Annotated in this window: 10 protein-coding genes and 1 pseudogene; 3 read left to right on the top strand and 8 right to left on the bottom strand. The window is 72.3% G+C overall.

Annotated elements, in window-relative coordinates; translation table 11 throughout:
* Positions 1-4: 4 nt before the first annotated feature.
* Entirely contained in the window at positions 5-1,081 is a 1,077-nt protein-coding gene (gene proB, locus ACFQLX_RS20410) for a glutamate 5-kinase (RefSeq protein WP_386417233.1), read from the bottom strand.
* Between the two features lie 424 nt (positions 1,082-1,505).
* Here proB and ACFQLX_RS20415 point away from each other — a divergent pair, with 424 nt between their 5' ends.
* Positions 1,506-2,654 (top strand): glycosyltransferase family 2 protein, encoded by a 1,149-nt coding sequence (locus tag ACFQLX_RS20415; protein WP_386417217.1) that lies wholly within the window; start codon positions 1,506-1,508, stop codon positions 2,652-2,654.
* 4 nt (positions 2,655-2,658) lie between these two features.
* Here the strand turns inward: ACFQLX_RS20415 and ACFQLX_RS20420 are convergent, their stop codons facing one another.
* From ACFQLX_RS20420 to galE, 6 genes are all read right to left on the bottom strand, one after another.
* A complete protein-coding gene (locus tag ACFQLX_RS20420) occupies positions 2,659-3,840 on the bottom strand; it encodes an acyltransferase family protein (protein ID WP_386417219.1) in 1,182 nt (393 codons plus the stop codon).
* A 190-nt stretch (positions 3,841-4,030) separates the two neighbouring features.
* On the bottom strand, positions 4,031-5,488 hold the full coding sequence (gene obgE, locus ACFQLX_RS20425; RefSeq protein WP_386417221.1) for a GTPase ObgE: 1,458 nt from the start codon (positions 5,486-5,488) through the stop codon (positions 4,031-4,033).
* A gap of 132 nt (positions 5,489-5,620) precedes the next feature.
* The gene (gene rpmA, locus ACFQLX_RS20430; protein ID WP_386417222.1) at positions 5,621-5,878 is read right to left on the bottom strand and encodes a 50S ribosomal protein L27; all 258 of its coding nucleotides are present in this window, start codon (positions 5,876-5,878) and stop codon (positions 5,621-5,623) included.
* A 32-nt stretch (positions 5,879-5,910) separates the two neighbouring features.
* Complete coding sequence (gene rplU / locus ACFQLX_RS20435; protein WP_386417223.1) at positions 5,911-6,234, bottom strand: 50S ribosomal protein L21; 324 nt, start codon at positions 6,232-6,234, stop codon at positions 5,911-5,913.
* 164 nt (positions 6,235-6,398) lie between these two features.
* A complete protein-coding gene (locus tag ACFQLX_RS20440) occupies positions 6,399-8,729 on the bottom strand; it encodes a bifunctional glycosyltransferase/CDP-glycerol:glycerophosphate glycerophosphotransferase (protein WP_386417224.1) in 2,331 nt (776 codons plus the stop codon).
* A 139-nt stretch (positions 8,730-8,868) separates the two neighbouring features.
* Positions 8,869-9,840, bottom strand: a complete 972-nt coding sequence (galE, locus tag ACFQLX_RS20445; RefSeq protein ID WP_386417225.1) for a UDP-glucose 4-epimerase GalE — start codon at positions 9,838-9,840, stop codon at positions 8,869-8,871.
* A gap of 310 nt (positions 9,841-10,150) precedes the next feature.
* On the opposite strand from galE, the pseudogene ACFQLX_RS20450 reads away from it, so the two are divergent.
* Positions 10,151-11,410 (top strand): annotated as a pseudogene (locus ACFQLX_RS20450) (CDP-glycerol glycerophosphotransferase family protein); the annotation flags it as partial.
* Between the two features lie 23 nt (positions 11,411-11,433).
* A complete protein-coding gene (locus ACFQLX_RS20455; protein ID WP_386417227.1) occupies positions 11,434-15,006 on the top strand; it encodes a bifunctional glycosyltransferase/CDP-glycerol:glycerophosphate glycerophosphotransferase in 3,573 nt (1,190 codons plus the stop codon).
* Positions 15,007-15,181: 175 nt separating this feature from the next.
* On the opposite strand, the gene ACFQLX_RS20460 is transcribed toward ACFQLX_RS20455, so the two are convergent.
* On the bottom strand, positions 15,182-18,216 hold a 3,035-nt coding region (locus tag ACFQLX_RS20460), incomplete at its 5' end, for an Rne/Rng family ribonuclease (protein ID WP_386417229.1).

Below are 18,216 nucleotides of genomic sequence, written 5' to 3' on the forward strand. Positions count from 1 at the left end.
CGGTTCAGCGCGTCAGCACCACCAGGTCGTCGCGGTGGACGACCTCGCGTTCGTAGGCCGGGCCCAGCTCCCTGGCCAGCTCCCGGGTGGAGCGGCCCAGCAGCCGGGGCAGCTCGCCGGAGTCGAAGTTGACCAGCCCGCGCGCGACGGGGCGCCCGGCGGTGTCGTGCAGCTCCACCGGGTCGCCCGCGCTGAAGGAGCCCTCGACGGCCTTGATCCCGGCGGGCAGCAGCGAGCTGCGCCGGCCCGTCACGGCCTGCACCGCGCCGTCGTCGAGGACCAGCGCGCCCTGCGGGGTGGAGGCGTGCGCCAGCCACAGCAGCCGGCCGCGGGCCCGGCGGGCGGCGGGGTGGAAGTAGGTGCCGGTGGGGCGCCCGGCCAGCGCGTCGGCGGCCTGGGCCGCGGCGGCCAGGACGACGGGGACGCCGGCCGCCGCGGCGATACGGGCCGCCTCGACCTTCGTCGCCATCCCGCCGGTGCCGACCCCGGCCGCGCCGGGCCGGGTGGTGTCGACGCCGGCGAGCTGGGCGTGGTCGCGTACCTCCGCGATGGGGGAGCTGGCCGGGTCGGAGGGGTGGCCGTCGTAGAGGCCGTCGACGTCGGAGAGCAGGACGAGCAGGTCGGCGCGGACGAGATGGGCGACGAGGGCGGCGAGGCGGTCGTTGTCGCCGAAGCGGATCTCGTCGGTGGCGACGGTGTCGTTCTCGTTGACCACCGGCACGGCGCCCATCGCCAGCAGCTGCTCCAGGGTGCGGTGGGCGTTGCGGTAGTGGACGCGGCGGCTCATGTCGTCGGTGGTGAGCAGGATCTGGCCGACGCGGCGCCCGTAGCGGGCGAAGGAGGCGGTGTAGCGGGCGACCAGCAGGCCCTGGCCGACGCTGGCGGCGGCCTGCTGGCGGGCGAGGTCGCGGGGGCGGCGCGGCAGTCCGAGCGGGGCGAGTCCGGCGGCGATCGCGCCGGAGGAGACGAGCACCACCTCCCGCCCGGCGGCGACGGCGGCGAGCGCGTCGACCAGGGCGTCCACCCGGTCGGCGTCCAGTCCGCCGGCCGCGGTGGTCAGGGAGGACGAGCCCACCTTCACCACGACGCGCCGCGCGCGGGCGACCTCGTCGCGCCCCGCGCGGGCGACGTCCGCCCGCCTGCCCTCTGCCACTGCCGTCCTCCTCGCCGAGGCGCCCAATCTACGCGGCAGGGGATCACAGCGCCGATTCGTCCAGCGTACGGACGCCCCGTCAGTGGATCCGCCGCCTTCTCACCCCCGGCGGTGAAGCGGACATCGCCGCGGTAACTCCCTTGTGTACGCGGTCGTTAGTGGTGCGCCTCGATCCGCGTACGGCGCGGCGGGTACGCGCCTGCCGGTCGAGACCTTTACCCAACCGTGTGCAACCCCGGCGATCCTCCCCTCGTCTAGGACATAGCCGGATACACGGAGCCGGCCCGGTACGCCGGGCCGGCTCCGTACGAACGAGTGGGGTTTCCGGCGTGGTTGAGATGAAGGGAACGACATGCGCTCAGCGCCTGGCAGAGACCCCAAGGTCTCCGTCATCATTCCGGTCTACAACGCGGCCGACTTCCTGGGCGAGTGCCTGGAGTCGATCGCCGCGCAGACCATCGGTTTCGGAAACGTGGAGGTCGTCGCGGTCGACGACGGCTCCACCGACGGCAGCGCGGCACTGCTCGACGAGTGGGCCGCGCGGCATCCGGAGCGGATCCGAGTGGTGCGCCAGGAGAACTCGGGGGCGCCGGGCGGCCCCCGCAACAGGGGGATCGAGCTGGCGCAGGGCGAGTTCCTCTTCTTCGCCGACCCGGACGACTACCTGGGCGAGCGGGCGCTGGAGCTGCTGGTCGCCGCCGCCGAGCGCAACGACTCCGACGTGGTGCTCGGCCGAATCAAGGGGGTCGGCCGCAAGGCGCCGGTCGCCGCGTTCCTGCAGAACGTCGAGGGCGGCGACCTGTTCTCCACCAAGGGCGTGTGGACGCTCACCGCGCAGAAGCTCTTCCGCCACTCGCTGGTGCGGGAGCACGGCCTGCGCTTCGCCGAGGGGGTACGGCTGGCGGAGGAGCAGGTCTTCGTCGTCCCCGCCTACCTGCACGCCCGCTCGATCTCGGTGGTCGCCGACTACGACTGCTACTACCTGGTGCGCCGCGACGACTTCCCGCACCTGACGCGCGAGTCGCCCGAGCCGGTCTCCTTCTACGCCAACGTGCGCACCGTGCTGGACACGGTGGTGGAGCTGGTGCCCGCGGGACAGCAGCGCAACGACCTGCTCTACCGCTGGCTGACCCTGGAGATCCTCGGCCGCTTCGGCGAGCGCTTCGCCAAGCTGCCGGAGGAGACGCGGCTGGCGCACGTGAAGCTCGCGGGGGCGCTGCTGCGGGACTTCATGCCGCAGGAGCTGGTCGCCGCGCTGCCGCCGCTGGGCCGGCTGCGCTGCCGGCTGATCGCGGAGGGGCTGACGGAGGAGCTGACGGCCTTCACGGCGCTCGTCCCGCGCCCGAAGCCGGCCGCGAAGACCGGGCCGGCTCCCGCGGGAACCGGTCCGGCTCCCGCGAGAACCGGCCCGGCTCCCGCGAGCCCGGACCGCTCCACCGCGCGCAGGTTGGCGCAGGCGCTGAAACGGCGGCTGCGGGGGCGTTGGGCATCCCGCAAGTAGCCGGTCAGCGGCCCCCCGCCGCCGCGTGCTCCCGCTCCCGTACAGGCGCCGCGGCCGGGGGATGGTCGCGGCCCGGGTCGGCCCGGGACCGCGGGCCGCCGTACGCCCAGTCCAGCCGCGGTTCGACGGCGAAGCGGAGGAGCCGGCGCACCGGCGCGGTGCACAGCGCCGCCGCCATCACGGCGGCGAAGACCGTCACGCCGACCTCGCCGAGCGGGGTGTGCAGCCGGTCCAGGGCGTACCAGTCCTCCCACTGCGCGATCTTCAGGACGAAGCCGTGCAGCAGGTAGGCGTAGAGCGTCGCGGAGCCGAGCGGGGTGAACCACGTGCGGCGCCCCGGCACCCACGACAGGAAGCAGCCGGCCAGCACCAGCGCGCAGCCGAAGAGCGCGAGGGTCATCACCGGGCCCGTCCAGGCGGGGGCGCCCATGTCCTGCGCGCTGGCGCGGCGGAACATCCACTCGTCGTCCATCCGCACCACCGCCCAGTACGAGAAGACGGCGGCCCCGGCGCCGACCGGCAGCGCGGCCAGCCGCACGGGCCAGGAGCGCAGCCGGGTGAAGTGCCCGGGCCGCAGGGTCAGCCCCAGCACGAAGAACGGCAGGAACTGCAGCACCCGCTGCACGTCGAAGGCGGTGCCGAGCCCCGGCGTCATGGACGCCAGGGCGGCGATGGCCAGCGCGGTGCCCAGCGGCCAGCGCAGGGCCTGCCAGAGCGGGGTGCTGAGCCGCCAGATGAAGAGGACCACCAGGAACCAGGTCAGGTACCACGGGTCGAAGAAGGTGAAGGGGGCGTCCGCGTCGCCGGCCACGGAGCGCCGCAGCACGGTGTAGGCGACCTCGAAGACCACGTACGGCACCAGCAGGGTGGTGACCAGCCGGAAGACCCGGTGCGGGGTGGCGGTGAAACCGCGCGAGAAGTAGCCCGAGATGAGGATGAACGCGGGCATGTGGAAGGTGTAGACGAGCAGGTGGACCGCGTCGACGGCCCGGCTGTCCCGCAGCGGCCCCCAGGCGTGGGCGACGACGACGAGCACGGTGGCCAGGAACTTCGCGTTGTCGAAGTAGGCACTGCGGCCTGGCGGGGAGGCCGTGTCCGGCGCCGCCCCGCCGGGGGCGGGGCGGTCCTTCGGCGGGGCGGACGGCGCGGCGGCGCCGCTTCGTGGAGCGCACTGCGGGGACGACATCCGCCCCACCCTAGGCAGGCGTCCGGGCGCGACGAAAGCCGCGCAGGTCAGAACCGGTTTCCACGGAGGAAGGCATTCCGGTCCGCTGTCCGCTTGCGCCACCGGGGCCCGAAAGGCCACGGGGCGCCCCGTAGAACCGGAGCGCCCCGTAATAAAGCCGTGCCGTGCGAGGGCAGCTACCGCCCCGGGCTCACGCCGGGCCCGCCCCGCTGAAGGGGTCGAAGTCCTCGTACTCCTGCTCCGAGCGCTCCGCCTCCTTCTCCCTGCGCCGCTGGGTGGCCGGGCGCGGGGCCTCGAAGCGGTGGTCCTCGCCGCGGCGGCCGAGCATCTCGGCGCCGGTGGCCATCGCGGGCTCCCAGTCGAAGACGACCGCGTCCTCGTCGGAGCCGATGGCGACGGTGTCGCCGGGGCGGGCGCCGGACTTCTTGAGCCGCTCCTCCACGCCCAGGCGCGACAGCCGGTCGGCGAGGTAGCCGACGGCCTCGTCGTTGGTGAAGTCGGTCTGGCGCACCCAGCGCTCGGGCTTCTCGCCCCGCACCCGGAAGAGGGGACCGTCCTCGTTCTCCTCGGCCTCGATGGTGAAGCCGGCGTCGTCGACCGCCTTGGGCCGGATGACCGTGCGGGTGGCCTCCTGCTGCGGCTTGGCGGCGCGCGCCTCGGCGACGATCCTCGCCAGGGCGTAGGACAGCTCCTTCAGCCCGGCGCGGGAGACGGCCGAGACCTCGTAGACCCGGTAGCCGCGGGCCTCCAGGTCGGGGCGCACCAGGTCGGCCAGGTCCTGGCCGTCGGGGACGTCGGTCTTGTTGAGCACGACCACCCGGGGGCGGTTCTCCAGCCCGCCGTACTGGGACAGCTCGGCCTCGATGACGTCCAGGTCCGTGACGGGGTCGCGCTCGGACTCCAAAGTGGCGGTGTCCAGTACGTGGACGAGCACCTCGCAGCGCTCCACGTGGCGCAGGAACTCCAGCCCCAGTCCCTTGCCCTGGCTGGCGCCGGGGATCAGGCCGGGCACGTCGGCGATGGTGTACGTGGTCGAACCGGCCGTCACCACACCGAGGTTGGGGATCAGCGTGGTGAAGGGGTAGTCGGCGATCTTCGGCTTGGCGGCGGAGAGCACGGAGATCAGCGAGGACTTCCCCGCGCTGGGATAGCCCACCAGCGCCACGTCGGCGACGGTCTTCAGCTCCAGCACCACGTCGCGCACCTCGCCGGGCTCGCCCAGCAGGGCGAAGCCGGGCGCCTTGCGGCGGGCGGAGGCCAGCGCCGCGTTGCCCAGACCGCCGCGGCCGCCCTGGGCGGCGACGAAGCTGGTGCCGTGGCCGACGAGGTCGGCGAGGACCTCGCCGGACCGCGAGAGCACCACGGTGCCGTCGGGGACGGACAGGACGAGGTCCTGGCCCTCCTTGCCGGAGCGGTTGCCGCCCTCGCCGGGCTTGCCGTTGGTGGCCTTGCGGTGCGGGTGGTGGTGGTAGTCGATCAGGGTGGTGACGGACTGGTCGACGAGGAAGATGACGTCGCCGCCACGCCCCCCGTTGCCGCCGTCCGGGCCGCCCAGCGGCTTGAACTTCTCCCGGTGAACGGAGGCGCAGCCGTGCCCGCCGGTACCCGCGGCGACGTTCAGTTCGACGCGGTCCACGAAGGTGGTCATGACGGGGGCCCTCCCATATGGAGCTGTGTGCAGGTTTGCTTCAAGCAGTAACACGCCGAGGGCGGACCCGCTTCCCGTGACCGCGTGGTCACGGGAGCGGGGTCCGCCCTCGGAGCAGTTCTTCTACGGGCCTCAGGCCGCGGCCGGAACCACGTTGACGACCTTGCGGCCGCGCGCGCGGCCGAACTCGACCGCGCCGGGGATCAGCGCGAACAGCGTGTCGTCGCCGCCGCGGCCGACGCCGGTACCCGGGTGGAAGTGGGTGCCGCGCTGACGCACGATGATCTCACCGGCGTTGACGACCTGGCCGCCGAAGCGCTTGACGCCGAGGTACTGCGCGTTGGAGTCGCGACCGTTCCGAGTGGACGATGCGCCCTTCTTGTGTGCCATGTCTGCTCAGTCCTTTGCTTAACTTCGCGGCTTTACTTCGCGGCCGGCGAGGGGATACCGGTGATCTTCAGCGCGGTGTGCAGCTGACGGTGACCGATCCGCTTCTTGTAACCGGTCTTGTTCTTGTACTTCTGGATGCGGATCTTGTCGCCCTTGTGGTGGTCGACGACCTCGGCGGTGACCTTCACGCCGTCCAGGACCCAGGGGTCGCTGGTGACGGTGTCGCCGTCCACGACCAGCAGCGTGGAGAGCTCGACGGTGTCGCCGACGTTGCTGGTGGAAATGCGGTTGGTCTCGATGACGTCGCCCACAGAAACCTTCTGCTGGCGGCCGCCGGTGCGCACGATGGCGTACACGCGGATCTCTCTCTCGCTTGAAGTGGAGCGCCGGATGCTAGCCCCCGCGAACGCCGGTGACGGCTCACGGACGGCCTCTCCCCGTACGGGACGGGAAGGGAGATGGCTCTGGCGCATGGCATACCCGAACAGCATGCCGACGGTCTAGATTACGGGGCACGCACCTACTGGTCAAACCGGGCCTGCGCCAGCGGACTGGCCTCCGGCGACTGCCCCTCGCGGCGGGCCTGGGCGGGGAGGCGGACACCCTCCGCGATACGCGGGGCGGGCGCCGGGGTGCGCTCGTCCAGCGGTACGGGGGGCGGGTTGGCGCCCTCCTCGCGAAGGAGGACCCGCCGCACCACGCGCTCGGCCGCGAAGCCGTCGTCCCAGGTGCAGAAGCGCTCCCGGAAGGCGCGGCGCAGCGCGGTGGCCCGCTCGCCCTCCCAGGCCCCGGAGCGGAAGACCTCGATCAGCCGGTCCTCGGTGGTGGCGGTGGCGCCGGGGGTGTCGCCGGGGTTGCCGGAGAGCAGGTCGAAGGTCACGCCGCGGCAGGTGCGGTACGACTCCCAGTCGTCGGCGTAGACGACGATCGGCCGGTCGAGGTTGGCGTAGTCGAACATGATCGAGGAGTAGTCCGTGACCAGCGCGTCCGCCGCCAGGCACAGCTCCTCCACGGACTGGTGGCCCGAGACGTCGATCAGCGCGCCGCGCGCGGCCAGGGCGTCCAGCTCGGGGTCGCCGCCGTAGAAGTAGTGCGCGCGCACCAGCAGGACGAAGTCCGGGCCCAGCTCGCGGGCGAATCGGGCCAGGTCCAGGCGCGGGACGAAGGCGTCCTTCTGGTGGTCGCGGACCGTCGGGCAGTACAGGATCGCCCTGCGCCCGTGCTCGATGCCCAGCTCGCCGCGGATGCGGCGCACGTCGGCGGCGGTGGCGCGGTAGTAGACGTCGTTGCGCGGGTAGCCGGTGTCCAGCGAGGTGAAGGCGGCCGGGTAGACGCGCTCCCACTGCTCGGTGGAGTGCAGGTTGGACGAGACGCTGTAGTCCCAGCGGTCGACGCGGCGCAGCAGCGCCTCGAAGTCCATGCTGCGGGCGACGGCCGGGTAGTGCTGCTGGTCGATGCCCATCCGCTTGAGCGGGGTGCCGTGGTGGGTCTGCAGGTGGATCTGGCCGGGGCGTTTGACCACGCTGTCGGCGAAGTTGACGTTGTTGACCAGGTACGTCGCCCGCGCCATGGCGCGCCAGTAGGCGAAGGTGGCCGGGGCCAGGCGCTTGACGCCCGGCGGCAGTGCGGCGGCGTGCTCCTTGTTGACCACCCACAGGCCGCGCACGCCGGGCGCGAGGCGCTTGGCGGCCTCGTGGACGGCGAGCGGGTTGCAGGCGGGGGTGCGGCCCCAGTACGCCGAGTAGACGGCGAGGTCCGGGTCCAGCGGGCGGCGGCGCTGCAGCGCGTAGTAGGCGCGCAGGGCCTTGCGGCCGGCCCAGCGCTTGAGCCGGCCGAGGGTGCGCACGGCCGCCTCGCGGCTGCCGTTGGCCAGCTTGAGCAGCTGGAAGGCGGTGTACGAACCGGAGCGCACCACCTTGAACTTCAGCCCCAGCACGCCGGGCGGCGGGATGAAGCCGGCGGGCTCCAGCCGGCGGTAGACCTGGGACGCCTGGCGCAGATAGGCGCGCCGGTGGCCCTTCGGTATCCGGAAGCCGCGGGCGAAGGTGTGCAGGAAGTGGCTGACCATCCGCTCGAAGACGACCTTGCGGTACTCGTCCAGGCCGGGGCGGCCGGCGAGCTGCGCGAAGATCCGCCCGTACTGCTCGAAGATCACGAAGTGCTTGCGCGGGGCGCTGCTGCGCATGGAGCTGCCGTGGCGGCGCTGGCGGTACTCCACGGCCACGTACTCCACGCCGGCGACGCGCCGGGCGGCGGCCATGGTCGTGTAGACCATCAGCGCGTCCTCGTAGAGCCCGTCGGTGAAGCGGTAGCCGCCCTCGGTGAAGAAGTCGCGGCGGTAGGCGCGGTTCCACACCACGGCGAAGATCCGCAGCAGCTCCAGGTGCTCGGCGGGGCGGACCGCCCCGTCGCGGATGCCGGCGAGGAACTTCCCCGAGTTGCTCGGCTCGACCCTGCCGTCCCAGTGGGTGCGGACGTGGTCGAGCAGCAGGATGTCGGGGTCGCCGGTCTCGGCCAGCCGGTCGGCCATGGCGCGCAGGGAGCCGGGGCGCAGGGAGTCGTCGCCGTCGACGAAGAGCAGGTAGTCGCCGGTGGCGTGGTCCAGGCCAGTGTTGCGGGCGGCGCCGATGCCGCCGTTCTCCGCCCGGTGGACGACGCGGACCCGGGGGTCGCGGGCGGCGAACTCGTCGATGATGGCGCCGCTGCCGTCGGGCGAGCAGTCGTCGACCGCGATGATTTCGACATCGCGGTAGTTCTGCGAAATCACCGAGTCAAGGCATTCGCGGATATATCCCTCAACCCCGTAAACGGGGATGATCACGCTGAATCGGGGGGTGTTTGCAGCCGGCATGCCGTGCGTCTCCTAGATCGAACCGCCGAAAGCAGTATGCCGGAACGCCCCCACAGCCCGGAAAACGTCGAGGTCAGCGCCTTGATCACCCATTGGTATCCGCGCCCTCTCACTCGTACGGGTGAGAGGGCGGCTTTACTCAGGGGTGGCGGTGCCGCCAGCCGTTCCACGCGCTCGTGATCATTTCGTCCACTCCGTACCGGGCGCTCCAGCCCAGCTCGGCGCGGATCCGCTCCGCGGCGGCCACCACCCGTGCGGGGTCGCCGGCGCGGCGGGGTCCGACCACCGGTTCCACATCCTGCCGGGCGGTGATCTTACGGATCCGCTCGACCATGTCCATGACCGAGACCCCCTCCCCGCGGCCGATGTTCAGCGTCAGCTCGGTCCCGGCCGGGTCGCCGCCCAGTCGGCGGGCGGCCGCCAGGTGCGCGGCGGCGATGTCCTGGACGTGGATGAAGTCGCGTACGCAGGTGCCGTCCGGGGTCGCGTAGTCGTCGCCGAAGACCCGCGGGGCCTCGTCGGCCTCCAGCCGCTCGAAGACCATGGGGACGAGGTTGAAGACCCCGGCGTCGGACAGCTCGGGGCTCGCGGCGCCGGCGACGTTGAAGTAGCGCAGGGACACCGCGCGCAGGCCGTGCGCCCGGCAGGCGGCGCGCACCAGCCACTCGCCGGCGAGCTTGGTCTCGCCGTAGGGGTTGATCGGGTCGCAGGGGGTGTCCTCCGTCACCAGGTCCACGTCGGGCATCCCGTAGACGGCGGCGGAGGAGGAGAAGACGAAGCGGTCCACGCCGGCGGCCACGGCGGCCTCCAGCAGGGTCTGCAGGCCGGTGACGTTCTCCCGGTAGTAGTAGAGGGGCCGCTCGACCGACTCGGGCACCTGCTTCTTGGCGGCGATGTGCACCACGCCGGTGATCTCCCGCTCCGCCAGGACGCGGTCCAGCAGCTCCCGGTCCAGCACGCTGCCGACCACCAGGTCGACGCCGTCGGGGAGGCGGTCCGCCGAGCCCGTCGAGAGGTCGTCCAGCACCATCACCGGCTCGCCCGCGGCCGCCATCGCGTGCACCACATGGGCGCCGATGTAGCCCGCGCCGCCTGTCACCATCCATGTCATGCCGCCGATGATAGGCCAGCTCCGAACCTCCGTTCTGCGGCTTTTAGTACAAGTGTTCTCTGCTTGGTGGAGTTCGTCGCCGCCCCGTAGGCTGGACGCATCAGGTGTCTGAGGCGGCCGGGTGAGAAGGCCCCCAACGGCGTGTGAACGCCGTCGGTACGGATCGTCTACCCTGGGTCGCTGCGGCGGCGGGGGATCCGCCGCATTGTCATACAGGCCGACGGACCGGTGAAGGATGCCCCGACTGACCCTGGTGGTGCCCGCGCACCACGTGCGCTCCTCCATACGGGAGCGCACGGGCCCGATCCCGCGCCGCGGATCCCAGGGGATGGCGCGCGCGGTACGCCGGGCCGGGCGCACCGCGCGCGGGCTCTACTACGCCGCCCAGCTGCGCCGCCCGCTGGAGGAGGACCTCGCACTCTTCTCCGCCTACTGGGGCCGCCCCCCTGCCTGCAACCCGGCCGCGATCGACGCCGAGCTGGCCCGGCTGGTCCCGGGGATGCGGCGGCTGTGGGTCGTACGGCCCCAGGACGCGGAGCGGATGCCGGCCGGGACGGCCTTCGTCCGCAGCGGTACGCCCGCGTACTGGTCGGCCATCGCGCGCGCGAAGTACCTCGTCAACAACGTCAACTTCCCCGACCACCTGGTCAAGCGCCCCGGCTCCGTACACCTGCAGACCCACCACGGCACCCCGCTGAAGACGATGGGCCTGGACCAGCGCCGCTATCCGGCCGCCGCCAGGGGCCTGGACTTCGAGGCGCTGCTGGCCCGCAGCGGCCGCTGGGACTACAGCCTCTCCGCCAACCGCCACTCCACCCGGGTCTGGGAGCGCGTCTACCCCTGCGCGTACACCTCGCTGGAGTACGGCTACCCGCGCAACGACGTGCTGGCCACCGCCGGCGCCCGGGACGTGCTGCGCGTCCGCCGCGAGCTGGGCCTGGACCCGCGCACCACGGCCCTGCTCTACGCGCCGACGCACCGCGACGACGACCCGCGGTTCACCCCCCGCCTGGACCTGGCGCGCCTGGCGCGGGAGCTGGGCGGGGAGTTCACACTGCTGGTCCGCGGCCACTACTTCTACGACGCCGCCCCCTCCCCCGACCTGGCCCGGCTGCGCGCCGAGGGCCGGATCGTCGACGTCTCCGCCCACCCCCGGGTGGCGGACCTCTACCTCGCGGCCGACGCGCTGGTCACGGACTACTCCTCCAGCATGTTCGACTACGCCAACCTGGACCGCCCGATCATCGTCTACGCCGACGACTGGGACGCCTACCGCACGGCCCGCGGCACCTACTTCGACCTGACCGCCGAGCCTCCCGGCGCCCTCGCCACGACCCAGCCGGAGCTGACGGAGCTGCTGCGCTCCGGCGCCTGGCGCGACGCCGGCGCCGCGAAGCTGCGCACCGCGTTCCGGGAGCGCTTCTGCGCCCTGGACGACGGCCGCGCCGCCGAGCGCGTCGTCCGGCGGGTCTTCCTCGGCGAGGAGGAGACACCCCCCATCGTCCCGCTCGCCCACCGCACCCACGCCCCCTCCCCTCCCCAGGCGCTCGAGCTCGTCGAGCGGGTCTGACAGTGAAAGGAACGCCGAACCCCATGGCACCCCGGCTCAGCGTCATCGTCCCGATGTACAACGTCGAGGAGTATCTGCGCGCCTGCCTGGACTCCCTCCGGCAGCAGACCCTCCAGGACATCGAGGTGGTGATGGTCGACGACGGCTCGCCCGACGGCTCCGCCGCCATCGCCGCCGAGTACGCCGCCGAGGACCCCCGCTTCAAGCTCGTCCGCAAGGAGAACGGCGGCCTGGGCGCGGCCCGCAACACCGGCATCGACAACGTCTCGCCGGACTCCGAGTTCCTGACCTTCGTGGACAGCGACGACGTCATCCCGCCGGACGCCTACCGGATGATGGTGGCGAGCCTGGACGAGTCCGGCTCGGACTTCGTCTCCGGCAACGTCTTCCACCTCAAGGGCGACCGGACCTGGCAGGTGCCGCTCTTCAAGGTCCTCGCCGGCGACGCCCGCACCCGTACGCACATCTCCAGGCTCCCGCGCCTGGTCGCCGACCGCATCGCCTGCAACAAGGTCTTCCGGCGCGACTTCTGGGAGAAGAACGCGCTGCGCTTCCCCGAGGGCGTGCTCAACGAGGACATCCCCGTGGTGATGCCCGCCCACTACCTGGCGGCGTCCGTCGACACCATCGGCGAGATCTGCTACTTCTGGCGGCTGCGCGAGGGCGAGGCGGCCCCGTCCATCACCCAGCGGCGCACCGAGGTCAAGGCCATCGAGGACCGCGTCAAGGCCGTCCAGTGGGTGAGCGACTTCCTCGCCGAGCAGGCCAGGACCCGGCCGGAGTTCGCCGGGTACAAGCGCGACTACGACGAGCGGGTGCTCAAGGACGACCTGCGGCTCTACCTCAACGTGCTGCCGGACGCCGACGAGGAGTACCGCCAGGCGTTCCTCGACTCCACCAACCGCTACCTCGCCACCATCGACCCCGCGCTGGTGATGGGCCTCCCCGTCGCCCTGCGCGTGCAGTGGATCCTGGTCCGCAAGCGCGCCATGGGCGAGCTGATCGACCTGCTCGCCTCGCAGCGCCGCCGCGAGCCGACCTCGCTCTCCGGGCTGGTGCGCAAGTACACGCAGTTCGGGCCGCTCAAGGACAGCAGCGTCCAGCTGCCCAAGAAGGCCCTGCGGTCCGACAAGGACCTTGAGGCCCGCGCCCCGCTGCGCGAGGTGGAGTGGCGCGACGGCAAGCTGGTCCTGACGGGCGACGCCTACATCCAGCAGATCAACCTCACCTCCAGGCACAGCTCCGTGAAGGTGCTGCAGCTGAAGAAGGACGGTTCGCGCAGGCGAACCCTGCTGCCGGCGAAGAACACCTACCGCCCCTCCGCCACCGCCGACACCTGGCAGCGGGCCGCCAGTTACGACTGGGGCGGCTGGGAGGTCGTCCTCGACCCGGCGAAGCTGAAGAAGGGCGGCGCCTGGCAGGAGGGCCTCTGGCACGTCGGCATGCGGGTCTTCGCCGGCGGCCTGATGCGCGCCCACGGCGTGGGTGCGGTCGGCGGCGCGGGCTGCAACTACGGTCCGTACCACTGGCTCGGTGACGACTACCGCATGCTGCCCCTCACGGAGAACGCGGCGCTGAAGCTGCGGGTGGAGAAGGTCCGGGTCCTCGTCAACGACCACCGCTCCACGGGCGACTCCATCGAGCTGGAGGGCGAGCTGCGCGAGCCCATCCAGCCCGGCACCACCCTGACGCTGCGGGTCGCCAACCGCGCCAGCGGCGACGTCCTGACCTACCCCGTCACCCGCCGGGCCACCGCCGACGGCGTCACGCCGTTCACCGCGCAGGTCCCGATCGCCGACATCGCCCTGGTCCACCCCGAGGGCGCCGACGAGTCCACCCGCCGCTCGCGCCGCGACTGGCAGGTCTACCTCGGCGTCGAGGAGAACGGCCACGAGCGCGAGTTCCCGGCGGTGATGCGCGACGGGCTGGCCGACGAGTCCTACCCGCTGCCGGCCGAACTGAACGGACCGCACAACGAGTTGGCCGTGATCGGCCGGCACACCGGCTACCTCCAGCTCTCCGGCCGCTCCCGGCGCGCCCGGATCACCGGCGCCGAGCTGCGGGACGGCCTGATCCGCGTCACCGGCGTCACCCGCCCGGAGCTGGCCGGCTCCGAGCTGGTCCTGAAGTCCAAGGTGCACTTCGAGGAGCGGACCGTCCCCGTCCTGTGGGGCGAGGACGGCACCTTCGAGGCGTCCTTCGACCCCTCGGTCATGGGCAACGAGGCCGGCACCGTGCCGCTGAAGGCGGGCCGGTGGAACTTCGCCCTGCGTACGGGCAAGGCCGAAGGGGCCACCGAGGACATCGAGTTCGTCATCGACCGCCTCGCCCTGGCGGACTTCCCCCTCAAGGCGGAGCTGCGCGGGCGGCGTTACTGGCTTGAGCAGCGCTGGGGCCACTTCGTACAGCTCAACTGCCGCTCCGGGCTCTCCGACCTGGAGCGCGGCCCGTACCGCGTCGAGCAGCTGCGCCGCGAGGTCTACGGACCGGGGCGCGAACTGCCGCTGCGCGACCAGGTGTTCTACCTCAGCTACAACGGCAAGCAGTACTCCGACAGCCCGCGTGCCATGCACGAGGAGCTGCTGCGCCGCGGCAGCGACCTCAAGCACCTGTGGGCCGTACGCGACGACCAGGTGGTCCTCCCCGAGACGGCCGAGCCGATCCGCATGTGGGGCACCGAGTGGTACGAGGCCCTCGCCCGGTCCCGGTACATCGTGACCAACGCGCACCTGCCGGAGTGGGTGGAGCGGCGTCCCGGCCAGGTGATCGTGCAGACCTGGCACGGCACGATGCTGAAGAAGATCGGCCACGACATCGAGACGCTGCACTTCGACAAGCAGTACCAGTACCGCATCGCCCTGGAGGCGAACAACTGGAGCCTGCTCGTCTCCTCCAACCGCTTCTCCACGCCGATCCTCAAGCGCGCCTTCTCCTTCGACGGGGAGATCCTGGAGGCCGGCTACCCGCGCAACGACTACCTCTACGCCGAGGACCTCGAGCAGCGGATGGCCGAGATCAAGCAGCGGATCGGGCTGCCGGCGGACAAGAAGGTCGTCCTCTACGCCCCGACCTGGCGCGACGACCAGTCGCACAAGGCCGGCCAGTTCCGCTTCGACCTGCGCCTGGACCTGAAGGAGGCGCAGCGCCGGCTCGGTGAGGACCACGTGCTGCTGGTGCGTCCGCACTCCAACATCGTCGACACGGTGCCGGGCGCGGGCGACGGCTTCGTCTGGGACATGAAGGAGTACCCGGACATCGCCGACCTCTACCAGATCGCCGACATCATGATCACGGACTACTCGTCGGTGATGTTCGACTACGCGCACCTCAAGCGGCCGATGCTCTTCTTCACGTACGACCTGGAGCACTACCGCGACACCCTGCGCGGCTTCTACTTCGACTTCGAGGAGGACTCGCCCGGCCCGCTGCTGCGCACCTCCGACGAGGTGATCGACTCAATCCGCAACATCGACGAGGTGGCCGCGGAGTACCAGGAGCGCTTCGACCGCTTCCACCACAACTTCTGCGACCTGGACGACGGCAGCGCCTCGGCCCGGGTGGTGGACCGGATGCTGGAGAAGGCCAAGGAGGACTGAGGTCCCCGGCTTCCGCAGCACGACGGCGGCCCCGACCGAGCATCGCGCTCGGTCGGGGCCGCCGTCGTGTGTACGTGCGTGCGTGCGCGTGTGGGTGTGCGTACGGGGGCGGGGACGGCGAACGGCCCGGACACCGTGCGGGGTGTCCGGGCCGTTCGCCGTCGCTGCCGCCCGGTCAGTCGTCCGTCTTGGCGGTGACCGCCCGGGAACTGTCCTGCTCGGCCGCCGCCGTCTTCTTGGCGGCCGCCTTCTTCGCCGGGCGCTTGGCGGCGGTCTTCTTGGCCGCCGTCTTCTTCGCGGCCGTCTTGGCGGGGGCCTTCTTCTCCGCCGTCCCGGCGGACTCCGCCTGCTCGGCAGCCGCCGCCGTCTTCTTGGCGGGCGCCTTGCGGGTGCGCTTCTTCGGCTTCTCGGCCTCGGCGGCCGGCTCGGCCTCGGCAGCCTGGGGCTCCTCGGCCTTCGGCTCCGTCTTGGGCTCCGACTTGGGCTCAGCCTTGGGGACGACGATCGCCGCCGCCTCCGACGACGCCTTCGGCGGACCGGCCGGGGACGTCGCCTTGCGGGTCGCCCGGCGGCGCGCGCGCACCGGCTTCTCCGGCTCGGCGGCCTCCACCGGCGGCTCGGGCTCCGGCTGCGGCTCGGGCTGCGGCTGCGGTACGGGCGCCGGGGCAGCCGCCCCCGCGCGCTCCTCCCGCAGCTGCGCCTGCTCCGCCCGCGGCGAACCCGCGGGCGCCGTCGCCTTGCGCGTCGCCCGGCGCCGGCCCCGGCGGGCACCGACCGCCGCCTCGGCCTCCGCGGCGCTGCTGTACAGCTCCTCGTCGGGCGTGAACTGCGGCTCCGGCAGCGCCTGCGGCTCCGCCGTCTCCGCGAGGATCTCCGCGGCCGTCTCGTGCTCGTGCTCGTCGTGACCGTGCTCGTCGTGCTCGTCGTGCTCGTGCCCGTCGTGCTCGTGCCCGCCGGCCACCGCCGCCTCGTGCACCTGCTGCAGCGCGCCGCGGTCCTTCCGGCCCTTGCTCTTCTTCTTGCCGCCGCCACCGATCGCGGTCGGCTGGTCCATGTGCACCAGCACGCCGCGCCCGTTGCAGTGGACGCACTGCTCGGAGAAGGACTCCAGCAGCCCCTGGCCGACCCGCTTGCGGGTCATCTGCACCAGGCCCAGCGAGGTCACCTCGGCCACCTGGTGCTTGGTGCGGTCCCGGCCCAGGCACTCGATCAGGCGGCGCAGCACCAGGTCGCGGTTGGACTCCAGCACCATGTCGATGAAGTCGATGACGACGATGCCGCCGAGGTCGCGCAGCCGCAGCTGGCGGACGATCTCCTCGGCCGCCTCCAGGTTGTTGCGGGTGACCGTCTCCTCCAGGTTGCCGCCCTGGCCGGTGAACTTGCCCGTGTTGACGTCGACCACGATCATGGCCTCGGTCTTGTCGATCACCAGGGAGCCGCCGGAGGGCAGCCAGACCTTGCGGTCCAGCGCCTTCATCAGCTGCTCGTCGATCCGGTACGTGGCGAAGACGTCGACGTCCGAGGTCCACTTCTGCAGCCGCCCGGTGAGGTCCGGCGCGACGTGCGAGACGTAGCCGTGGATGGTGTCCCACGCCTTGTCGCCGCTGACGATGACCTTCGTGAAGTCCTCGTTGAAGATGTCGCGCACGACCCGCACGGTCATGTCGGGCTCGCCGTACAGCAGGGTCGGGGCGTTGCCGCTCTTCGCCTTGTGCTGGATCTCCTCCCACTGCGCCTGCAGCCGCTGGACGTCGCGGGTCAGCTCCTCCTCGCTGGCGCCCTCCGCGGCGGTGCGGACGATGACGCCCGCGTCCTCGGGGACGATCTTCTTGAGGATCTGCTTCAGACGCGCGCGCTCGGTGTCGGGCAGCTTGCGGCTGATACCGGTCATCGAGCCCTCGGGCACGTACACCAGGTAGCGGCCGGGCAGCGAGACCTGGCTGGTCAGGCGGGCGCCCTTGTGGCCGATCGGGTCCTTGGTGACCTGCACCAGCACCGACTGGCCGGACTTCAGCGCGTGCTCGATACGGCGCGGGCCGCCGCCGAGGCCCAGGGCCTCGAAGTTGACCTCGCCGGCGTAGAGCACGGCGTTGCGGCCCTTGCCGATGTCGACGAAGGCGGCCTCCATGGACGGCAGGACGTTCTGGACCTTGCCCAGGTAGACGTTGCCGACGTAGCTGGTGGCCTGCTCCTTGTTGACGTAGTGCTCGACGAGGACGCCGTCCTCCAGCACACCGATCTGGGTACGCTCACCCAGCTCGCGCACCACCATGACCCGCTCGACGGCCTCGCGGCGCGCCAGGAACTCCGCCTCGGTGATGATCGGCACCCGGCGGCGGCCCTGCTCGCGGCCCTCGCGGCGGCGCTGCTTCTTGGCCTCCAGACGGGTGGAGCCCTTGATGGACTGCACCTCGTCGGCGGCTTCCTTGGCGCTGCGCGGCTCGCGGATCTTCACGACCGTACGGGCCGGGTCGTCCGGCGAACCGACGCTGTCCCCCGCGCTCTCCGTGCCGACCGAGCCGGCACCGGAGTCGGCGGCCCGGCGGCGACGGCGCCGGCGACGGCGGCTGGAGCTGCTGGAGCCGCCGGCGTGGTCGTCGTCGTCCTCGTCGGAGTCGTCCTCCACCTGGTCGCGCCCACCGCGCCCGGTGCTCTCGTCGGCGGCGGCGCGCGGCGCGGAGCCCGCGTCGGCGCTGTCGCCCTCGTCCGCGCCGTCCTCGGCGCCGTCCTCCTGCGCCTCGGCCAGGTCACCGCGGCGACGGCGGCGGCCACCGCGGCGGCGGCGGCGCGAGGAGGGGCGGTCATCCTCGGCGTCGTCGTCCGCGCTGTCGTCGGCGCTGTCGTCGGCGCCGTCCTCCTGCGCCTCGATGTCCGCCCCGGCCGTCTCCTCGATCTCCTCGATCTCGACGTCCTCGGGCTCGTCCTCCCGCTCGGCCTCGCGCTGCTCGGCCTCCAGGGCCAGGGCGGCGGCGCGCTGCGGGGTCTGGAACTGCGGCTGGGTGAAGACCGGCGCCTGGAACATCGGCGCGGCGGGCCGCGACACCCGGGCCCGGCCGCCCACGGTCGTGCCGCTCTCCTCGGCGGCCGGCGCAGAAGCGGCCGGCGCGGTCGCGGGCTCGGCGGTCTTGCGGGTCGCGCGGCGGCGGCTGCGGGCCGGCTTCTCCTCCGCGGCGGGCTCGGGCGGCTGCGCGGCGGGCTCCTCGCTCGCGG

Origin of the sequence: Streptomyces polyrhachis (genome assembly GCF_042663125.1) — a bacterium.
In the GTDB taxonomy this organism is placed as follows: Bacteria; Actinomycetota; Actinomycetes; order Streptomycetales; family Streptomycetaceae; genus Streptomyces; species Streptomyces polyrhachii.